Here is a 19,841-nt window from a genome sequence, read left to right on the forward strand (position 1 = left end):
CCACTCAGACTGGCTTCACGCCAGCAGACAGCAGGGCGTTTTCAAATTTATCCAGGAAGATTTCCAATTCAGCATTGCTGATCAGCAGGGAAGGCAGCAGACGCAGAACGCAACCGTTACGGCCACCGCGCTCCAGAATCAGGCCTGATTCAAAACATTTCTTCTGCAACAGCGCAGACAAATTGCCATCAGCCGGGTAACAACCCATGTGATCCTGCGCTTCGTCAGGTTTAACAATCTCAATCCCGATCATTAATCCCAAACCGCGAATGTGTCCGATCACTGGATAACGTTTTTGCAGCTCAGCCAGTTTGGCCTTCAGCCATTCACCTTGCTCAGCGACTTTATTAGCCACCTGATTGTCTTTGAGGTGCTTCAGCGTCGTCAGGCCGGTGGCCATTGCCAGTTGGTTACCGCGGAAAGTGCCGGTGTGATGACCCGGAGCCCAGGCATCGAACTGCTTCTTGATACCCAGTACGGCTAATGGCAAGCCGCCACCGACCGCTTTGGACATCACGATGATATCTGGCTCAATGCCAGCGTGTTCAAAGGCGAAGAATTTACCAGTACGTGCAAAACCCGCCTGAACTTCGTCGATAATCAGCAAAATACCGTGTTCCTGCGTCACTTTACGGATGCGCTGCAACCACTCGGCCGGTGCCGGGTTAACGCCACCTTCACCCTGAACGGCTTCAAGAATGACCGCAGCAGGTTTGCGTACGCCACTCTCAACATCGTTGATCAGGTTTTCAAAATAGTAGGTTAATGCTTTAACGCCAGCGTCACCGCCAATACCTAGCGGGCAGCGGTACTGATGCGGATAAGGCATAAACTGGACTTCAGGCATCATGCCGTCGACCGCTTCTTTAGGTGACAGGTTACCCGTTACCGACAAGGCACCATGCGTCATGCCGTGGTAACCGCCAGAGAAGCTGATTACACCAGAACGGCCAGTGTGTTTTTTTGCCAGTTTCAGTGCAGCTTCAACGGCATCGGCACCAGAAGGGCCGGTAAACTGGAGGCAGTACTCTTTGCCCTGGCCAGGCAATAAGGAAAGCAGATATTCGGAGAACTGATCTTTCAACGGCGTTGTCAGATCAAGGGTATGTAACGGCAAGCCGCTAGTAATGACACGTTGGATGCTTTGCAGCACGTCAGGATGGTTATGACCAAGCGCGAGCGTACCCGCACCAGCCAGACAATCAAGATATTGATTATTCTCAACATCGGTGATCCACACGCCTTCGGCTTTCGCAATTGCCAGAGGCAATTTGCGTGGATAACTCCTCACGTTCGATTCAAATTCAGCTTGTCTTGCCAAATAGGTTTCATTGTTTCCGTTTAATGAATTCGCACCTAAACTGTCAATACGGACTTTATCCGTCATCATATCTCTCCTACAACCGTGTGCTCGCTGGCAATCACAGTTGAATAAATGAATTAAACACGTAACGACTATAAGAAAAGCGCGGCCAATATAGGTTTTTTCAGTCACCGACTCAATGATTTATTTCGTTTCGAAACTTTTATTTTTTCACATAAAAATCAACCAGTTGAATGATTAATTACTCATCATGATGCCATGGCTATCTTACATGCTTATTAAATAAGCAAAAAATATTGCTAAGTACTGGGGAATATTGGAAAGAAAAGCTGAGAGCCACACGACAAATGACCTATGGCGAGATCGTTTCTGATTTATGGCGATTCACATAAATCATTTTTCGATCAATACGTTGATTGGCTTTTAAGCTGAATCGGTAAAAAGTGGTATGCCGTCTCAAGACTGGTGACTGCTGATGGACAGCTAACTGCCCCAGCGGTTCCTCAGGTAGTTAACGGCTTCCTGAGTTTGTGGTTGATTGAGATAGTTTTCTCTGAATAGAATCGTGCCATTAATGTGCGGCGTAGACTCGTTCAAATCGAGCTGCTTTTTCAGCTCTGGCACGCCGCCATTTATCATCCAGTCTGGTTCATTCTTTGACGGTTCACCCACCTTATACAGTGCAACGCCTATGTAGAGACGCGTGCTTGTAGGCTTCACTACATCCGCCCACCATTTTGCCAATACGTCGTAGCGAGCAGCGTCGCGCGCGAAGGGCCAGTAAAGCTGCGGGGCGATATAATCCAGTAACCCTTGCTGAACCCACTGGCGTGTATCGGCATAGGCTTCATCATAGGCAGCAGCGCCTCGCGTGTTGGAACCTGCTGCATCGTGTGATCGGTTGCGCCATACGCCGGCAGGGCTGACACCGAATTCAACCTCGGGTTTCAACTGCTTGATGGTGCGTGAGACCTGCTCAATCAACTGCTGTGTATTGTGTCGACGCCAGTCTGCTTTTGAACCAAATCCCTGACCATACCTTTTAAAGGTTTCTCCGTCGTTAAGAACGGAGCCGGATGATTCAGCATAGAAGTAATCATCGAACTGCACACCGTCAATAGCGTAGCATGTAACGACCTCAGCCACGATACTGGTGATCCAGCTTCGCGCTTCTGGGATTCCTGGGTCGAGGACAAAGCGATCGCCCGCCGTGCGTATCCAGTCACGATGCAACACAAATACGCTGGCCGGATTCTGCGACAGTGTACGGTTTAGCTCCGCAACGGTTCCTGACTTGGTGTTGACGGATACGCGATAGGGATTAAGCCAGGCATGAACTTTCATACCGCGCTTGTGCGCTTCATCCAGCATGAACTGGAGCGGGTCGTAGCCCGGATCTTCACCAATATGGCCTGTCAGCATATCTGACCAGGGCAATATTTTAGAAGGCCAGAGTGCGGTACCATCCGGTTTAACCTGGAAAAATACGGTATTGATACCGAGATTTTTCAATTTATCTAGCTTGCTTTTCAGCGCTTCCTGCTGCTGGGTAATGCGGATAGCAGGGCTGCTGGCATTGACTGATGTCACCGGCGGCCAATCGAGACGGGAAACTGTCGCCAGCCAGACTCCGCGTACCGGTTCCTGACTTTGCTGAGATGTGGCCGGAAGCGGCTGTTTAACCGGAGGAAGCGGAGTGACAAGTGAGCTCGGCGGTTTGGAAGCGCAACTGGCGAGTAGAAGCGCAGCGGCAATAAGTACGACTGGCTTTTTCACGTTGGTTAGCTCTTATTTTTGCGGCTGTTTGCCCATGGATCAACGACGCTATCATCTGATGTTGCGGGAACAACATTATTCAGAGAATCAAGATATAGTGCTTCAACTTCGGCGCGAGCCCACGGCGTCCGACGCAGAAACTTTAAACTGGATTTCACGCTTGGATCACTTTTAAAGCAATTGATGTTGATCAGTTTGCTCAGCTCAACCCAGCCAAAACGTGCAACCAGCGCGTTAACTTGCATTTCAAGCGTTACGCCATGTAAAGGATCTTTAGAAATATGAGCAGTCATGTAGTTGAAGTCCGGTAGTTTCAGTATTGTGTTCAGCGTTGGGCTTGTTAGCAAGGGAAGGGTACAAGAAAGCAGGCCGAGCGGCAATGTTGTGCGGCTATGACGTTGGCACTAATACACAGGATTACATCAGCAAAGGCTAGTATGAGCATCCTCAGTAATCATCAAGGAAAGGTAATGAGAGCCAGTATTCGGGCGAAGATAATGAGAGTATGTGAAGCCAAGATTGCAGCTAAAGGAGATAATGTTGGCGTGTCATTTTATGCTTTTTTTGCCAACAAGAATGACGATCCAGAATTACTCATGGAAGTCGCTCAATGGTGGATCATAGAGATGAAGCTAGACCACTTTGAAAAAGCCAGAAAGATCATATCTCTTCTTACACACTAGAAATAATAAATAAGGGATTTTAATGCTCTGTAAATAGATATTTGGGGCTTTACCTCTGCTCATTGTTTTTTTCGAGGAACGAGGGTTCTATGTGACATTAAGAACCCTTATATTGAATTTAACATAATATACATTATGCGCACCACGAATGATTCACGCAGGAACTGGCCGTTCCGATCCCCGTTCTCTGCCTAAGGCATCGAGGAACAGGAACGCACCCATCTGACGCTTTTCATGAGCGCGGCCAATGATTATTCTGGGTAGAACCCGCCTGAGAGTCATCAGGTGAGCAGAATGTCGATGATATCATCGTGGACAGCCTGCCATTCCTGGTCGCTAAAAGCATGAAACCGGAAGCCTCGTAAGGCAAAAGCACCTTCCGTAGCCAGAAATGCCAGCCGCAGACGACGGCCTGCCAGACTTGAGGTATCGAACATGGCGAAAAAGTCATTATAAAAAATATTCGTCTCGGCCTGGAAAGCCGGTGCCCGCATAAAGCTAGCCATCAGCGCGACCGCGCGTGCAATGACCTCTGCGTCTTCATTCCGGTTGGCCTCAACATAGGCATGGATACGGGTTTCTGGACTGTCGCCCATAATGGCCAGAAACGCCTCAACGACGCGGTCGTAACTGGAGACTACCCGGCTTAGCATCGCATCGATCAGTACATCCTTGCTTGCAAAAGCATAGAGTACTCCCCCTTTGCTGACATTTGCCTCTTTAGCTACGGCATCAAAAGTCAGGCCGCCAGCGCCTTCACGAAGCACCACAGCCTCGGCAGCGTCAAGCAATAACTCTCGATCAATAATTTTACGTCGCCCCATAACTTTACCATTTTCAATCCGTCTGGATGGATATATATTACAACCCGGTTTATTTCAATGCAATTGCGCTCATGCGCAAAGAGGTTTAAAGATGTTGTTTCTCCGAAATCGCTGGTTCGTACTGCTATCAGTGCTTCTGGCATTTTTGCCCATCATACTCGACATGACCATTCTGCACATTGCAGTTCCTTCTCTTACCCTGGCACTGGGTGCCAGTGGAAACGAGGTCTTGTGGATCATTGATATCTATCCGCTAATAATGGCAGGATTACTTGTTCCTATGGGGACATTGTCAGATCGGGTCGGACATAGACGCATGCTGCTGGCGGGTCTGTTCATATTTATGCTTGCTTCGCTGGCGGCAGCCTTCTCACCCACGGCAGGTTTTCTGATTGCCGCCCGCATCCTGCTTGCTGTTGGTGGATCCATGGTGATGCCTAATGTGCTCGCGCTCATCAGACATACCTTCGATGACCCCAAAGAGCGAGGCATGGCTCTGGGTCTCTGGGGGACTTTTGGCTCGGCCGGTGCAGCTCTCGGTCCGTTAGGTGGTGGCGCGTTGCTTGAACATTTCTGGTGGGGGGCTGTTTTCCTGATCAACGTGCCGATCATTCTGGTCGTCTTGCCACTGGCTTTTTTGAACCTGCCACGTTATACACCAACGGTGAAGGGAAACTGGGCTATAAGACAAGCTCTGGTTCTGATTGCGAGCCTGATAGCCATAATCTATGCCGTTAAATCGGGATTTAAGGTAGAAAGCTCCCTGCTGACCACCTACCTGATGCTGGCTACAGGACTCGGTCTGCTGACCTGGTTTGTCCGCCAACAGCTTTCCAGTGCAGACCCTATGCTGGATCTTTCCTTGTTCAGAAAACCTGCTATCTGCACTGGTATCATCATGGCCCTGGTTGCCAGTGGTGCGCTGACGGGAGTTGAGCTGACCCTGGCTCAGGAATTGCAGTTTGTAATGGAATATTCTCCGCTACAGGCGGGGCTCTTTATGATGCCGCTAGTCGTTGGCTCAGCTCTGGGGGGGCCTCTGGCCGGTTATGCCACGGCTCTTTGCGGACTGCGCAGCGTGGCCGTAGCCTCACTACTGGCGGCGGCTGGTTGCCTCGCAGGACTTAGTAGTAGCGACTTCAGTCACCCGAGCATTATCGTTATCACTTTGCTGACGGTACTGGGTATTTCGCTGAGTATCGGTTTTACGGCATCTTCCATCGCCATTATGAACAGTGCACCACCGGAAAAAGCCGGTGCGGCTGGTTCACTGGAAGTGACAGGCTATGAACTGGGGGCTAGCCTGGGTATCACTTTTTTTGGGGTTCTACTTTCAGTGACCTACTCGAATGCAATCCGTTTGCCAGATGGTCTGCCGGGAAACATGCAATCCACTGCTTCCAGTTCAATTAGTGACACGATGGTTATAGCCGACCAGTTGGGTACAGCCGGAACTGCCCTTGCGCAGGCTGGTCGTGTCGCGTTTTCCGACGCGCACAGCATTGTCTTGCTGACATCTGCGAGCATGATAGCCATGTTGGCTGTCACAGTGTTCGTCGCATTGAGAAACTATCAGCCGTCAACACAGCATCAGCCTAATCCTAATTAAGATATTCACTGATAAAAAAAATGGGCGCATGCGAATGCGCCCTGTCCTTGGCAAAACGCATTTCCTACATCAAAAGTCATTCCACTGTGTTAACGCAACCATTGCAGAGTGTTTTCCTCTACAATGTATTTTCCAGCTCGCTTATTAGGCTCATTCCCATGCCCAGACTGACTCAGAAAGACATGACAGAAAGTGAACAGCGTCAACTTAAGACGTTACTCGATCAGGCGAGAAAAAAACAGGATCGCCCGCTGACCAACTCTGAGAGTAATCACATTAAAGATGATTACATTGATAAACTGATGAAGGAACGTGAAGCTGTGGCAAAACAAGCGCGGGCCGAGAAGAAGAAAAATAAATTCAAGCCTGATTCCTCTACAACCTATGAGTGGTCCGCTAATACGAACTTACGAGGCCGCCGCTAGCCTCCCAGCATTGATGATTGAAAAAGATGCCTAACGGCCGCTGCTCGCACACTCTGACTTAATGCTTCCAGCGGCACAGAGCGGATATTCCAACGGTGCCAGTACAGGCGGATATCAATCGCGTTCCCGGTTTGAAACTGCACCAGCTCACCTTTTTCTGTATGAGGTGATGCCATATGTTCAGGGATCATGCCCCACCCTAACCCTCTGAAAATGGCGCCGACAAAGGCTGAGGTTGAAGGAACAAATTGCTGAGGCGGTTCAATCACTTCAGGAACCAGCGATTCAATGAATAAGGACTGTAGCCGGTCTTTATTGTTAAATATCAGGAGCGGCGCTTTCTGCAAACTGTCTGCGTTAATGCCGTCAGCAAAGTACGTATTGTGAAAAATCTGTGAGCAATAGGCGCGGTAGCGCATTGTCCCTAGATATTCTACGCCACATCCTTGAATCGGTTCCGGGCTGGCACTGACTGCGGCCATAACCCGACCTTCACGCAGTAAGGTCGCTGAATGTTCCTGATCCTCAACAAGGATGTCGAGCAAAATACCAGATTGGTGGCCGACATCTTCCATCGCATCCAGAAACCATCCATCTATAGAATCTGCATTCACAGCCACTGAGATACTCTGCCTGCCTGGCATTTCAAGCGTGCTGAAGAGCTCATTCTCCAACATATCAATCTGCTCCGCGTGACGAAGTAGCGCTTGACCGGTCGGCGTTGCGCGACACGGATTGCCCCTTACGATCAGCACCTGACCAAGCTGATCTTCCAATTGCTTGATACGCTGGCTGATGGCAGACGGCGTGACGTGAAGTTTACGGGCGGCAATTTCAAAGCTGCCGCTACGGACGATCTCCATAAACGCTCTCAGGCAGGGATAATTCAGATGCATGGTTATTTTTTCTTAACAATATCAGGATGATTTAATTTGCCTTAATTAAGGGTGCAATACAACTTTCGTGAGGGTGTGAATGCTATGCACGATATTGATGGAGATTTGAAGGCGTGTGAGTATGGGGCAGAGGGGCGCCGGATATATCAGCCCGGCAACCTTAGGGTCGCCGGGTGATCGTATTTCTGTTTATCTTAAAAGCGCATGAGGTAAAGTGTGCTGCTGTTCCAGACGGAAATGCTCTATCGTTTGCGCCAACAGTATGGACTGATCTTCCAGCGAACTGGCTGCGGCAGACATCTGTTGTACCAGTGCGGAGTTTTGCTGCGTTACGCCATCCATTTCATTGACGGCAATCGTTACCTGACTGATGCCTTTCGCCTGCTCATCCGATGCGGTGACAATCTCACCGATAATGCCTTGTACCGAACTAATGGCATGCGTCATATCCTGCATGGTTTTACCCGCGTCGTTTACCAGTTTAACGCCGCTTTCAACACGCTGGCTGGATTCCTCAATCAGTGCGGCAATCTCCTTCACCGCGCTAGCGCTGCGCTGTGCCAGGCTGCGAACTTCCGATGCCACGACGGCGAACCCTCTTCCCTGCTCACCCGCTCGCGCTGCCTCTACCGCTGCATTCAGCGCCAGAATATTGGTCTGGAAAGCGATGCTGTTAATCATGGAGGTAATGTCGCCAATCTTCTTCGCACTATCGTCAATCTGCGACATCGTCTGCACCACCTGGCTAACCAGCGATTCACCGCGCTGAGCGATTTTTGTGGCGTTCTCTGTCAGCGTCGTGGCCTGATGGGCGTTGTTAGCATTGTGTTTCACCGTGGCAGTGATCTCTTCCATGCTCGCCGCGGTCTGCTCAAGCGCCGCCGCCTGCTGCTCCGTACGCGAGGCAAGGTTGAGGTTACCGCTGGCAATTTCCGCTGCACCTTGTCGCACGGAATCACTGGCATCTTTGATCTGCCCGACCACCTGACGCAGTTGTGATTGCATCGTATTCAGTGCGAAAAAAAGGCTACTGCGATCGTTGGTTTTCACGTCAATCACATTACTCAGCCGCCCTTCGGCAACAGACAGTGCAATGGTTGCAGCTTCAAGTGGCTCGCCGCCAATCGGTTTAAGCACTTTACGGCTGAATACCCAGCCTAGCAGCGCGCTCACCAGCAGAATGCTGACCACCATCATGATGACGGCATTGATCAACTGGCGCTCAGACGCGGCCATTACCTGGCTTACTGGCGCAACAATCCCCAGATACCATTTCTCCGTGCTGTTGCCGATGGTAACGGGTTGCCAGGTAACCAGCACTTGTTGGCCCAAAATTGCATCATCGTGTTGTACCACTGAAGAGGTGAAACTGTCCGTCGGTCCTTGCCAGGCTTTGCTCGTCTGCGATTTATCAGGATAAGAGATGACTTTACCCGCACTGGATAACAGCATCGCGTAGCCACCGCCTTCCCAAGGTTTAATCTGGTTAACTTTTTGCTGCAATGACGCAAGAGAAATGTCTGAAGTGACGACGCCCCACAGTTTCCCCTGACTAACAATCGGTGCGGCGACTGATGTCAGCAGCGTCGGAACGCCGTTGTAAGCATAGGTGTAGGGTTCAATTAGCGTATCTTTCTGGCTCTTTTGCGGCAGCAGATAGTAATCGCCCTGGCCGGGAGTCAGATAAGAAAGCAAAGGATGCATGGAGTAATTATCGGCCTGATCGCGGTCAACAAACCAGGCGTAGCGACCTTTCGGTGCCTGACCCGGTTGATCGGCAAACTCAGCATCACGTCCGTCAAACACATTCTCTTCAAAAATGACTGAAATCGAAAGGTATTCCGGGTTATCCCGCAGGGCATATTCCATCATTTTATCGACCACTGCACGGTCTTTAATGCCTGCGGATGGCAAAGCAGCCAGCCCTTGCCCGAGGTTATGCGCTACATCACGTGCGTAGTTGAGTTCCTGCTGAATTCTCAGAGCTTCACTTTGGGCGATTTGCTGTAAATAACGCTCGGCCAAAGATTTTTGTTCACTACTCGACTGCCAACTGAGTACGCCGATGGTGACAGCAAAACCGAGCGCGATGGTGAATGCGCCAGTTAGCAATACCTGGGCGCGGGTGCTCATTGTCTTTTTTTGTATTAATTGTTTGGCCATTATGGCTCTCCTGGTGTTGACCCTTATCGTAATCAACAATCCCTTGCAATGAGTTCCCTACTATTTGTCTATCGGCGTTTTTTTTTTGAACTTTAGCGGCGCAGGAATGAACAAGAGATAAGGGATGGAGACCAATGGTCATCGGAGATCGTATTTCTACGTCATGGACTTAGCCGCACTCTGACAATGAGTTCGATTCCAGTCTTTTGTGCATGTTAAAACCGGTAATCTGGAATCCCTGTTTTTCATATAAAGCCTTAGCAACCGAGTTACCCGTAGCGACTCTCAGCCCGATTTCGCTGATGCCTAGCGCGGCGACCGCTACGTCCATCGCGGCCAGTGAGGCTTTACCTAATCCGAGGCCACGCCACGCTGGCAGAAGGCAAAAATCAGATATCCAGGCAGAATTTCCGTTCAGAACCACCCACAAATAGCCGATGATGCCTTCACCGTTTAAAGAATGAATGCACCATAATTTATTGGCTGGCGTGTGAATGCCTTGCGGTAACGCAATATCGATGGATTGCGTTGCGATCGCCCTCGCCTTTTCCGCGTCATATCCCCGGGACTCTTGCAAATCCTGTGTATATTCAAGAATGAAGAACTGACGATAGTCGGGATAATCCGACTCGGTCATATCCGTTAAATTTACCATTGTGTCCACTTTTCCTCATCCGAGTTACGGCTAACCTCGCTGCTGTTATTCAGCAATTTCAGCCATCACGTAATTTATTCTCAACATAATCAACATAATCAACATAATGACACAAGCAGCGCGGTTCCGGAAATCACAAAAAAAACCGCCAGTGGGCTCGATTCCCACTGGCGGCTTATGGTAAGCGAAAAGCGGTTTAACCTCTCAATTTACTGTGGTATTCACCTTTCAACGTATTGATTTCTGCTAATACTGCCTTGGCTTCGCTCACTTTACCCGCGTCAGCCAGAGCCTGCGCGCTGTCGACTTTTTGCAAAATCTTATCCAAGCCTTCCACATAAGCTTTTCGATCTGGGCCGTCTGCGGGTTGCTTAGCGAAATCAGGCGGTACTTGCGTTTTGGCCTGTACTACATGCTCACGGAATGTGCTCAGTGCGGTTTTCAGCGCGGCAGCATCGTCCGCTTTCGTTGCTGCGGTATAACTTTTTTGCATACCGCGCATGTCTTCCGACACAGTTGCATTCGCCAAAACCGGTGTCAACAAACTCCCGGCCAGCAGTACAGAAAAACAGATCTTGGTCATTCTATTCATCTTGAATTCTCGCTTGTGTTCCATAGCACGACATACTCGGAGAATCTGGCCATCACACGCCGACCAGTCCAATATTGATCTTGTTATATTGCGTCCTACGCCATTGCCCACATCACGGAGCGATGACTCTGCTAATTTTATGGTTATTACGGTAAAGATGTTAAATTATTTTTAATCGTTTCGTTGTTTTTAATTGTATAAATGTAAAAAAGCTCACCAGAACTACTCTGGTAAGCCTTTTATCAGCCCCTATTTTTGGGTAAAACAGGTGAATCACCTAAATTCAGCGGCTTGAGCCTCGCTCAACGAGTTCTTAGTTCAACTGATAATCCAGCGTAATCTCTGCCTTGAGCACTTTTGACACCGGGCAACCTGCTTTCGCTTTTTGGATAATTTTATCAAATATGGCTTCTTCAATCCCCGGTAGCTTTACCGTGCTATGAAGGGCGATCTTGGTGATGGCGAATCCACCGTCGACTTTATCCAGCGAGACATCCGCCGTGGTATCAATGGACTCGGGTTTATGGCCTTCTTCGCCCAACATCAGCGATAGCGCCATAGAGAAACAGGCCGCATGCGCCGCACCAATCAGCTCTTCCGGGTTCGTGCCAGGCTTACCCTCAAAACGGGTATTAAAGCCGTAAGGTTGCTGTTGCAATGCCCCGCTTTCCGTTGAGACGGTGCCTTTTCCCTGCTTGATATCCCCTTCCCAATGCGCTTGTCCTTTCTTATGGATGGTCATGCTCTCTCCTCGTTATAGGTTAGCTATTGGCAGCTATCCGCATTGAAGCGAAATAATGCTGTCATCACACCCTTTAAACCGTAGAACATATTTGTAAGAAACCCAAACCGATTATTTCCTATCTATAATAATTTCATTCTATAGAAATAAACCTGGTGATATATTCACTGCTTTATTGTTTTAAGATAAAACCGATTTACCTATTTATACAAAACTCGGATTATCGACGAGCCAAATCAATAGATTTTCGAAAAATGGACTTCTGTTTTGGCGTGTTTATTTTTACAACTCACCTATGTTATTAATCTTGAATCATATTGGATGTGAAACATGAATAAAATAACCTCATTAGCTTTGTCTGCATTATGCGTCATTCCTCTGATCAATACCGCTCACGCCCAGTGGGAACTGGACGATATCTGTTACGGCTACGCTACCGCGACCGGCTCTGGGTATCAGGGCGGTGCACTCTTGTTGGACCCTATTCCACAGAATATGGAAATCACCGCGTTAAACCGGAACCAACTGGATTATCGCGGTGTGAAAGCATCACTGGCTGGGGCTTACCTGAAAGTCAATGGACCTAAAGGCAGTACGGTAGTTTATGTTACGGATCTTTACCCTGAAGGTGGAGATTGCGCATTAGATTTATCGTTTAACGCTTTCGAGAAAATCGGCGATCTGCGGGATGGGAAAATTAATATAGACTGGACGCTAATCGAAGCACCGGTAAATGGTAACGTTATTTATCGTATTAAGGAAGGCTCAAACCCTTATTGGGCGGCGGTGCAATTCAGAAACGTAAAATATCCGGTTATTGAGATGAAGTATATGCGCAATAACCAATGGATTGCCGCACAAAAAACCGATTATAACCACTTTATTGTTGAACACGTGGGAATGAACGATATTCCTATTGAATTTACCGATGTAAAAGGTAATGTCCTCAGCGACACGCTACCGCCAATGTCACAAAGTACCTCATCAGCCTACCTGATTACAGGCAACGTTCAACTGTAGTCGCCCACTCATTGAGGGGCGCTGACACCGTGCAGCATCCCTCGTTTCTGTCAGATTACGCTTAATAAAAGCGCCCGCCATTTTTGTCAGTATTTTCATCATATTATCTGGATGTCGGCTGTAGCGCATGAGTACGCTTCTCGTTTCCTACTTTTTCTATTGCTCAAATATTTGTAAGTTTTATCACTTCTTTAAGCGTTTGATTCGCCATCATTCGCACTACAGTATACCCTGTCGCAGATTACATTTTATTTTCTGCTTTAGGCATCATTACAAAAGGTCTCTTTTGCGTGGCAAAATTATTTTTACGTAGTGGAAGTTTGGATGATTTTCTGGCGTTGGGTGAAAACGGGCAGCCAGTTTATGCATCAGCACTTCAATTGCGGGAAACGTTACGTCTCAGAAAACAGCAGCAGATTGCCGATTGTCTGGCAATTCCCCAACCCAACGAGCATGGCGACCGCATTGACTGGTACTCGCCGGTTGACGGTAAAGTCACCTCCTGGATTGCCGCTAGTGAAGAAGAACGAAAAAACGCGCTGTCCTTACTGGAAACCTATCAAACTGCGGTTGCCGACATCAGCCAGCGTGCGCAAAACGCAGAAAAAGCGGGACAGAAGCTTTTCGGTGTCCTACTGGCAAAAGCGATACAGTTCCCAGGGGCGAACCACGTCTATCTGGTTGATGGCAAACCAGTCTTAACATTCTGGGGTTTCGTTAATCTTGATAAGAAATCCCGCCTTGATGCACTGGACTGCCTGCGGCCTATCATCAAGGAAACAGAGCCGCTCTTTGTTGCACCCACTCCCGCTGCAAGCGTACCAACGCCTCCACTGGCCGACCCTGTACCGGAGCCAGAAACCCAGCCTATGGTTCAGCCCGAACCCATCGCGCCAACGCCTGTGCCTGCTGCGGCGTTACCGACGCGTCCGCCATTCTTCCGCCTGTGGTGGTTATTACCTGCCGCGGCACTTTTAGCGATTTTGTCATTGCAGATACGTGGCTGTGTGTCGGAACAAGAAAAACAGACATCCGAACAGGCCGCGACGGTCAAATCGGAAAAACGCGCTTTGCCTTCTTCCACACCTGCTGAACCAACGCCGCCACCTGCTCCACCTGTCGCAGAAAAAGAGATCGTGAAAGCAACTGAGCCCCCCATTTCAGCTCCGCCTGTTGTTTCTCCGGCGCCTATCGTAGAAGCGGCCAAACCAGAAGCCCCTGCTGCTGTTGAACCAAAAGAGCCGGTTGAACCTGTTGTCGAGCAAGTGCCTGCACTGCCTGCGGGCAAAGATGATTTAGTCATGCCAGCCGACGCCGTGAAAATTGGTTCTATCAAGTTCCTGAACGGCAACTGGCGCGTCATTGTTGATGGCAAAGCCCCGATTACTGGCAGACCACCTAGCCTGCGCTACCAAATCCAAAATGGCAAAGGAACGGCTCGTATTACTCACGGTGACGGTGTCACGTGTCGCGCCAACGTTGAAGCAGGCTTAATGAGCTCCGGCAACCTGATCATCAACAGCCGTTCTGGCGCACGCTGTTCCGATAATTCTCGTTTCCAGATGCCGGAGCTGGTCTGTAAACAAGGTGCATCCGGCACCGCTGCGGAGTGTATTGGTCGTTATGATGCAGACACCGTTTTCCCGATGACGATAAAGCGCGAGAGTAAATAATCATGCTGGCGACAATTACCGATTATAAACAACGCATTACGTTGATTCAGGACAGCGGGATTCAGTTTTTGGATTTTGCTTTAAAGCCGCAGTTTCTGGCTGAACAGCCTAACTGCTATGTGCGTAAAAGTGCCAACGGCCCCTTATTGCACCTGCTTTATGATGAACATACGGATAAATTCCTGCTGCCTTCTGCAACGGGTATGCCGCCGGAAGTGGTGAAGCCTGAGTTAAGTATTTCACTTGAGCAATCGTTGAAGCTGCTGGAAAAGGTCTGGCTGCCGCTGCCCTTTTTCCGCTTCAATCCGCCGCGTACCTTTATGGGCGGCCCGGACAACTGGGCGCGGATGCAGATCCTTGCGTTGGATACGCCCGATCAGGACGGCAACACGCACCGCATTTGTCTGGCGTTTGATACCAAAACCTATCCCGAAGGTCACGAATACGAGTCGCTGGCACCGAATGCCAATGACATCAAAACCGGCGGAAATTTCGCGCTGGCTTATCACAGCGATGAGCTGGGTGAATTCCTCGATGAAACGTGGGTCGACGGCTGGCTGCGCGAAGTCTTTACTCAGCAGGTTAAAGCGCAGGAAAAACGCGATAACCATGATGTGAAAGTGGCGCTCAGAGGATTCGAATATCAGGCGCATTACCTGAATGTGTTGGATATGCTGGGCAATCAGCTTGAAATACCTGAAATTCGCATCAACACCAGCACGTTGCAGGAACCCGCCGTCAACGTTGACCTGATTTTGGATGTCGGTAATTCGCACACCTGCGGCATTCTGGTTGAAGACCATGCAGACGAAAGCAATGGCCTGAAGCAGACCTATGAACTGCAATTGCGCGACCTGAGTGAACCTCATTATCTGTATAACGAGCTGTTTGAGAGCCGGGTTGAGTTTTCACAGGCGAAGTTCGGCAAGGAAAATTTCTCCGTGGAAAGCGGTCGTGATGATGCCTTCATCTGGCCGTCGATTACCCGCGTCGGACGCGAAGCCAGCCATATGGCGCTGCTGCGTCAGGGAACGGAAGGATCGAGCGGTATTTCCAGCCCGCGTCGTTATCTGTGGGACGAAGAGAGTTATGCGCCAGGCTGGCGTTTTAGCCAGACGGACGCGCATTCTCAGGCCGAACCGTTAGCCACCGCCATGCCGCTGACCATTATGTTGAATGATGAAGGTCAACCGCTCTACAACCAGCCGCTGGATGAGCGTCTACCGGTGTTTTCGCCGCACTATAGCCGCAGTTCGATAATGACCTTCATGCTCTCCGAACTGCTGGCGCAGGCGCTCATGCAGATGAACAGCGCCGCCCAGCGATTGAAAATGATCCACAGCAGCGCGCCGCGCCAATTGCGCAACATCATTCTGACCCTCCCTTCCGCGATGCCGAAGCCCGAGCGTGAAATTTTCCGCCGCCGCATGCATGAAGCTATTGCTCTGGTCTGGAAAGCGATGGACTGGCACCCAATGGACGAAGATTTCACCACGCTGGCAGACAAGCAACAGAGCCGGGTTCCAGTGCCTGATGTGCAAATTGAATGGGATGAAGCGACATGTGGACAGATGGTTTACCTGTATAACGAAGCACAGGTGAACTTTGGTGGCCGCGCAGAGGATTTTTTTGCCAGTATGGTTCGTCCGGATAAAGAGCTTGATGAGGGCGAACCCGTAGGTAAAACGCTGCGTATTGCCTCAATCGACATCGGAGGCGGCACCACTGACCTCGCCATTACGCAATATCTGCTCGATGACGGTGTTGGTAACAACGTTAAAATCATACCACGCCTGCTGTTCCGCGAAGGTTTTAAGGTCGCAGGTGACGATATCCTGCTGGATGTGATTCAGCTTTATATCCTCCCCGCGCTACAGGCTGCGCTGAAAACCGCAGGAATGGCTAGCCCAGATGCGCTGATGGCGAAGTTGTTCGGCAATGAAGGCCGTATGGATGCTCAGCTTACGCTGCGCCAGCAGGTAACGTTGCAGGTTTTCATTCCCATCGGTCGCGCGATTCTGGAAGCCTACGAGCGTTTCGATCCGCTGGACACCAGCGCCGAGATCGAATCCACCTTCGGTGAACTGCTGGAACAGGCGCCGACGGAAAAAGTGCTGGAATACATCAATACAGAAGTGCAGCGCGAACTGCCAGTTAGCGATGCTGTATTCGATATTTTACAGGTGCCGCTGATCCTCAAACTGAACAAGCTGCACGGCGAATTTTTGTCTAACAAAATGAACATCACGCAGAACCTGCGCCTGATGTCTGAAGTCGTGTCGTTGTACTCGTGCGATGTGCTACTACTCACCGGTCGCCCTTCGCGCTTCCCGGGGATTCAGGCGCTGTTCCGTCACCTGCAACCGCTGCCGATTAATCGGATGCTGTCGCTTGATGGCTATCATACCAATGACTGGTATCCGTTTAACAAGCGCGGCCGCATCGATAACCCGAAATCCACCGCTGCCGTCGGTGCGATGTTGTGCCTGCTGGCGCTCGATCTGCGCCTGCCGGGCTTTTACTTTAAAGTCGGTGATTTCCAGCCGTATTCCACGGTGCGTTATCTCGGCATGATGGACAGCAACAATGCCCTGACGCTGGATAATGTGTATTACAGCGATATCGATCTGGATGCATCAGATTTCGAGCTGGACGCGAAACAAAGCTTCCAGGTGCGAGGTTCTCTCTGCCTCGGATTCCGCCAGTTGGACAATGAGCGCTGGCCTGCCTCCTCGCTCTATATGCTGTCGATTGTCGATCAGGATTTAGCCCGTAAGGTCGTCGGGGACAGCAAGCTACGCGTCCGACTGGCCGTGACCAGGAGCGACGATCAAGACAGCCCAGAGCGCTTTGAGATTGCCGATGCGGTATTGGAAGACGGCACCCGCGTTCCACCCCATCATTTACGACTTAAATTGAACACATTATCCGCTAACGGCTCTGGAGCGACCCATTATTGGATCGATAGTGGGAGTGTATTTAAAAAATGAAACGATTAACACCCAAACAGCTTTCTACCCGACTTCACAGCCAGCTACAGGCCGTCGCGCAAGGTGTTGAACAGGCTATCGGCTGGGTTGAAACCACGCGTCAGAACGCCCCTCGTCTGGATATTGAAGCCGACCGCTTGATCGTCAAACTGCGCCGTAACCACAATAAAGCGCAGCATCTCTCCGATGTGGCGCAGAAAGAGATTGCCATCGGCTTTTTTGGCCTGTCTCAGGCAGGGAAAAGCTATCTTATCTCGTCGCTGGCTGGGGGAGAAAACGGCAAGTTGGAAACCTCATTTGAGGGGCAACAGCTGGATTTTATCGATCACATTAATCCGTCTGACCGGGCAACCGCGCTCGTTACGCGTTTTAGCCGACAGTCGGGTGTGAAGAACAAATCGTTTCCCGTTCAACTGCAACTCCTCGGCGAGCTGGATATTGGCAAGATCATGGCTAACGCGTTTTTAAACGATCTCAACCAAGAGACAACGTTTGAAGAGCTGGATGAACGCCATATCGCTGAACATATTAAAACGCTGTTGATGCACCGCCAGCCAGAACCCGTTGAAGGGATGAGCCGCGATGAAGTGGTCGAACTCTGGGACTATCTCATACGCCACGATGTCAAACGGCAGAAACAGCTGGAAGCGCACTTCTGGCCAGTTGCGATTGAACTCGCACCTTATCTCACCGTAGATGACCGTGCCCAGCTCTTCTCTATACTGTGGGGAGAGTTGAATTCTCTGACTTCCGCGTATCGCCATTTCAGCCACACGCTGCAACACTTGTCTGGTGCAAGTAAGTTATTAGCACCGTTACGGACACTGGTGGATGATGAGCTAAATCCCGCAGACGGTCTGGTCGACGGTTCCGCGTTGGAGCGACTGCACAGTACCGACGATCCCAGCGTGCTGGTACGCCCGATTCAAAACGGCCGTGCCGGGAAAACGGCTGAGATTTCGCTGGCCGAGTTGACGATGCTGACGGCGGAGTTGCTTATTCCACTACAGTCACCGCCTAAAGAAGCGCTATTCGAGCAGGTCGATGTACTGGATTTCCCCGGTTTTGGTGAGGTTCGCGAGACGCGAATCGTGCCACCAGCGAAAGGTCAAAACACGCTATATCCGCTGGCACACTCGCTATTGCGCGCGAAACGCGCCTATCTACTGGAACGCTATACCGACAATCAGGAAATGAACGTTCTGATGGTATGCAGCGCCGCGGGCGACCGTGCCGATATTAAAGTGGTCGGCAAGGCACTGGATCATTGGGTCAAACAGACTCAGGGTGAAAATGCGCAGGTTCGTAGCCACCGTAAACCGGGGCTGATTTGGGCTGTTACCCGCCATGACCGTCGTATTACGCACGGACAAAACTACGATGCCGCGGTACAGCGTTATGTCGGTAATCCCGGCGACGCCTGGGGAACGATGCTGGCCATGGATAAACGTGGTGTAACACGGATGGCAACCTGGCTAGGGACTGAAGTTCATCGAGAAGTGAAACTGGGACGCATCAGCGAACAGCTGAATGAGATCCAACGTGAACTCAGCGATAACCTGCTAGGTAACTGGTATCTGCCCGTTGATGTTGACGACCCGGCGGAAAAACAGCGCATCGCAGAAACCTTACTTAAGTCGCTCCAGACCCGCACCGGCGTGCACGGCGAGCTATTGGAACGGCTTCTACCCTCACGTGATGAGCTGCGCCGTCTGTACCTGCAACAGAAAGGGGCAAGCTACGGCGGTTTTCACGCCGATGCGGAAGATATCTCTGCTCCTTTAGCCAATAGCGATCCGTTTGGCGTCGGGATCGAAATCGATCTGTTTGCCGATGAACCGATCGCTCTCGACCAGCCTGTCATGCCCGTTCTGACGATCGATCATGGCTATGAAGCGGACTATGCGCACGGCGTTTATCGTTACTGGATTAATTATCTGCGCGGCTTGCCGGAAAATGCCCCGCTCCTCGATCTGCTGAACGTGCCGAAATCAACGATCGAAATATTGGTCGAAGAATTGATTACCGGCAGCATCCGTTTACGTATCGAAGAAGCGCTGGTCGATATGTTGGTTGATGGTGAGCAGTTGGGTATCAATCGTGAGAATAAAGCCGACCGTCAGGTTTCACGCGTGCTGACCATTCTCGGCGATTTTGTCGCCTGGCTCGGCTTCCAGCAGCTCGATGAATCTCTGCGCCCTGCCAGCCGCATCAATCGCGGCCATAAGATTTTCGCCAAGCCGGAAAAACAGTCGGTCAGCTTTGGGGCCTCACAGCGTTTAACCAAACTGTCGCTCACGCCGACCAACAATACGGCATTTTATATCTATGACTGGCTGGTTGGTCTGAATGAGATGATTATCCAGAACGCGGGTTACTCCGCTGCGCGAGAGGTCAGCGCGGAACAACGTGAACAGCTGGGAACGATTTTGGCGTTGATTAAGCCTGCTGAAAAATAACGTTCAGTCA

General features: G+C 50.4%; 16 protein-coding genes. 7 read left to right on the forward strand and 9 right to left on the reverse strand.

The features are described from left to right. Positions 1 to 4: 4 nt before the first annotated feature. From KP22_RS05070 to KP22_RS05080, 3 genes are all read right to left on the reverse strand, one after another. Positions 5 to 1,387 (reverse strand): diaminobutyrate--2-oxoglutarate transaminase, encoded by a 1,383-nt coding sequence (locus KP22_RS05070; RefSeq protein WP_039322807.1) that lies wholly within the window; start codon positions 1,385 to 1,387, stop codon positions 5 to 7. 420 nt (positions 1,388 to 1,807) lie between these two features. Further along, positions 1,808 to 3,100: a glycoside hydrolase family 10-like protein gene (locus KP22_RS05075; protein ID WP_039322811.1), complete on the reverse strand. Its 1,293-nt coding sequence runs from the start codon at positions 3,098 to 3,100 to the stop codon at positions 1,808 to 1,810. 5 nt (positions 3,101 to 3,105) lie between these two features. Further along, positions 3,106 to 3,393, reverse strand: a complete 288-nt coding sequence (locus KP22_RS05080; protein ID WP_039299825.1) for a VF530 family protein — start codon at positions 3,391 to 3,393, stop codon at positions 3,106 to 3,108. Between the two features lie 177 nt (positions 3,394 to 3,570). On the opposite strand from KP22_RS05080, the gene KP22_RS05085 reads away from it, so the two are divergent. Further along, positions 3,571 to 3,783, forward strand: a complete 213-nt coding sequence (locus tag KP22_RS05085) for a DUF6500 family protein (RefSeq protein WP_039322814.1) — start codon at positions 3,571 to 3,573, stop codon at positions 3,781 to 3,783. Between the two features lie 281 nt (positions 3,784 to 4,064). Here KP22_RS05085 and KP22_RS05090 read toward each other — a convergent pair whose 3' ends face one another. Further along, entirely contained in the window at positions 4,065 to 4,607 is a 543-nt protein-coding gene (locus tag KP22_RS05090) for a TetR/AcrR family transcriptional regulator (RefSeq protein ID WP_039322816.1), read from the reverse strand. 91 nt (positions 4,608 to 4,698) lie between these two features. Between KP22_RS05090 and KP22_RS05095 the strand changes: the two genes are divergently transcribed. Next, positions 4,699 to 6,216: an MFS transporter gene (locus tag KP22_RS05095; RefSeq protein WP_039299819.1), complete on the forward strand. Its 1,518-nt coding sequence runs from the start codon at positions 4,699 to 4,701 to the stop codon at positions 6,214 to 6,216. A 158-nt stretch (positions 6,217 to 6,374) separates the two neighbouring features. Continuing rightward, a complete protein-coding gene (locus tag KP22_RS05100) occupies positions 6,375 to 6,641 on the forward strand; it encodes a YjbD family protein (protein ID WP_005968519.1) in 267 nt (88 codons plus the stop codon). Here KP22_RS05100 and KP22_RS05105 read toward each other — a convergent pair. The 5 genes from KP22_RS05105 to KP22_RS05125 form a co-directional block, all read right to left on the reverse strand. Beyond that, positions 6,638 to 7,537, reverse strand: a complete 900-nt coding sequence (locus tag KP22_RS05105; RefSeq protein ID WP_072012537.1) for an HTH-type transcriptional regulator ArgP — start codon at positions 7,535 to 7,537, stop codon at positions 6,638 to 6,640. The two genes, KP22_RS05100 and KP22_RS05105, sit on opposite strands and share 4 nt — an antisense overlap. A 189-nt stretch (positions 7,538 to 7,726) precedes the next feature. After that, the gene (locus tag KP22_RS05110; RefSeq protein ID WP_039299813.1) at positions 7,727 to 9,700 is read right to left on the reverse strand and encodes a methyl-accepting chemotaxis protein; all 1,974 of its coding nucleotides are present in this window, start codon (positions 9,698 to 9,700) and stop codon (positions 7,727 to 7,729) included. Between the two features lie 169 nt (positions 9,701 to 9,869). Beyond that, the gene (locus KP22_RS05115; protein ID WP_039322822.1) at positions 9,870 to 10,355 is read right to left on the reverse strand and encodes a GNAT family N-acetyltransferase; all 486 of its coding nucleotides are present in this window, start codon (positions 10,353 to 10,355) and stop codon (positions 9,870 to 9,872) included. Positions 10,356 to 10,551: 196 nt separating this feature from the next. Beyond that, on the reverse strand, positions 10,552 to 10,938 hold the full coding sequence (locus KP22_RS05120; RefSeq protein WP_231566823.1) for a cytochrome b562: 387 nt from the start codon (positions 10,936 to 10,938) through the stop codon (positions 10,552 to 10,554). 322 nt (positions 10,939 to 11,260) lie between these two features. Further along, on the reverse strand, positions 11,261 to 11,689 hold the full coding sequence (locus KP22_RS05125) for an OsmC family protein (RefSeq protein ID WP_039299804.1): 429 nt from the start codon (positions 11,687 to 11,689) through the stop codon (positions 11,261 to 11,263). 330 nt (positions 11,690 to 12,019) lie between these two features. Here KP22_RS05125 and KP22_RS05130 point away from each other — a divergent pair, with 330 nt between their 5' ends. The 4 genes from KP22_RS05130 (at position 12,020) to KP22_RS05145 (ending at position 19,831) form a co-directional block, all read left to right on the forward strand. After that, complete coding sequence (locus KP22_RS05130) at positions 12,020 to 12,709, forward strand: expansin EXLX1 family cellulose-binding protein (protein ID WP_010275007.1); 690 nt, start codon at positions 12,020 to 12,022, stop codon at positions 12,707 to 12,709. Positions 12,710 to 12,999: 290 nt separating this feature from the next. Continuing rightward, positions 13,000 to 14,382, forward strand: a complete 1,383-nt coding sequence (locus KP22_RS05135; RefSeq protein ID WP_039322825.1) for an SrfA family protein — start codon at positions 13,000 to 13,002, stop codon at positions 14,380 to 14,382. A gap of 2 nt (positions 14,383 to 14,384) precedes the next feature. Further along, a complete protein-coding gene (locus tag KP22_RS05140; RefSeq protein ID WP_039322828.1) occupies positions 14,385 to 17,372 on the forward strand; it encodes a virulence factor SrfB in 2,988 nt (995 codons plus the stop codon). Further along, complete coding sequence (locus KP22_RS05145; protein WP_039322830.1) at positions 17,369 to 19,831, forward strand: putative virulence factor; 2,463 nt, start codon at positions 17,369 to 17,371, stop codon at positions 19,829 to 19,831. Before KP22_RS05140 ends, KP22_RS05145 begins: the two co-directional genes overlap by 4 nt. The last annotated feature ends 10 nt before the right edge of the window (positions 19,832 to 19,841 follow it).

The sequence above is a fragment of the Pectobacterium betavasculorum genome, from assembly GCF_000749845.1.
GTDB classification, from domain to species: domain Bacteria; phylum Pseudomonadota; class Gammaproteobacteria; order Enterobacterales; family Enterobacteriaceae; genus Pectobacterium; species Pectobacterium betavasculorum.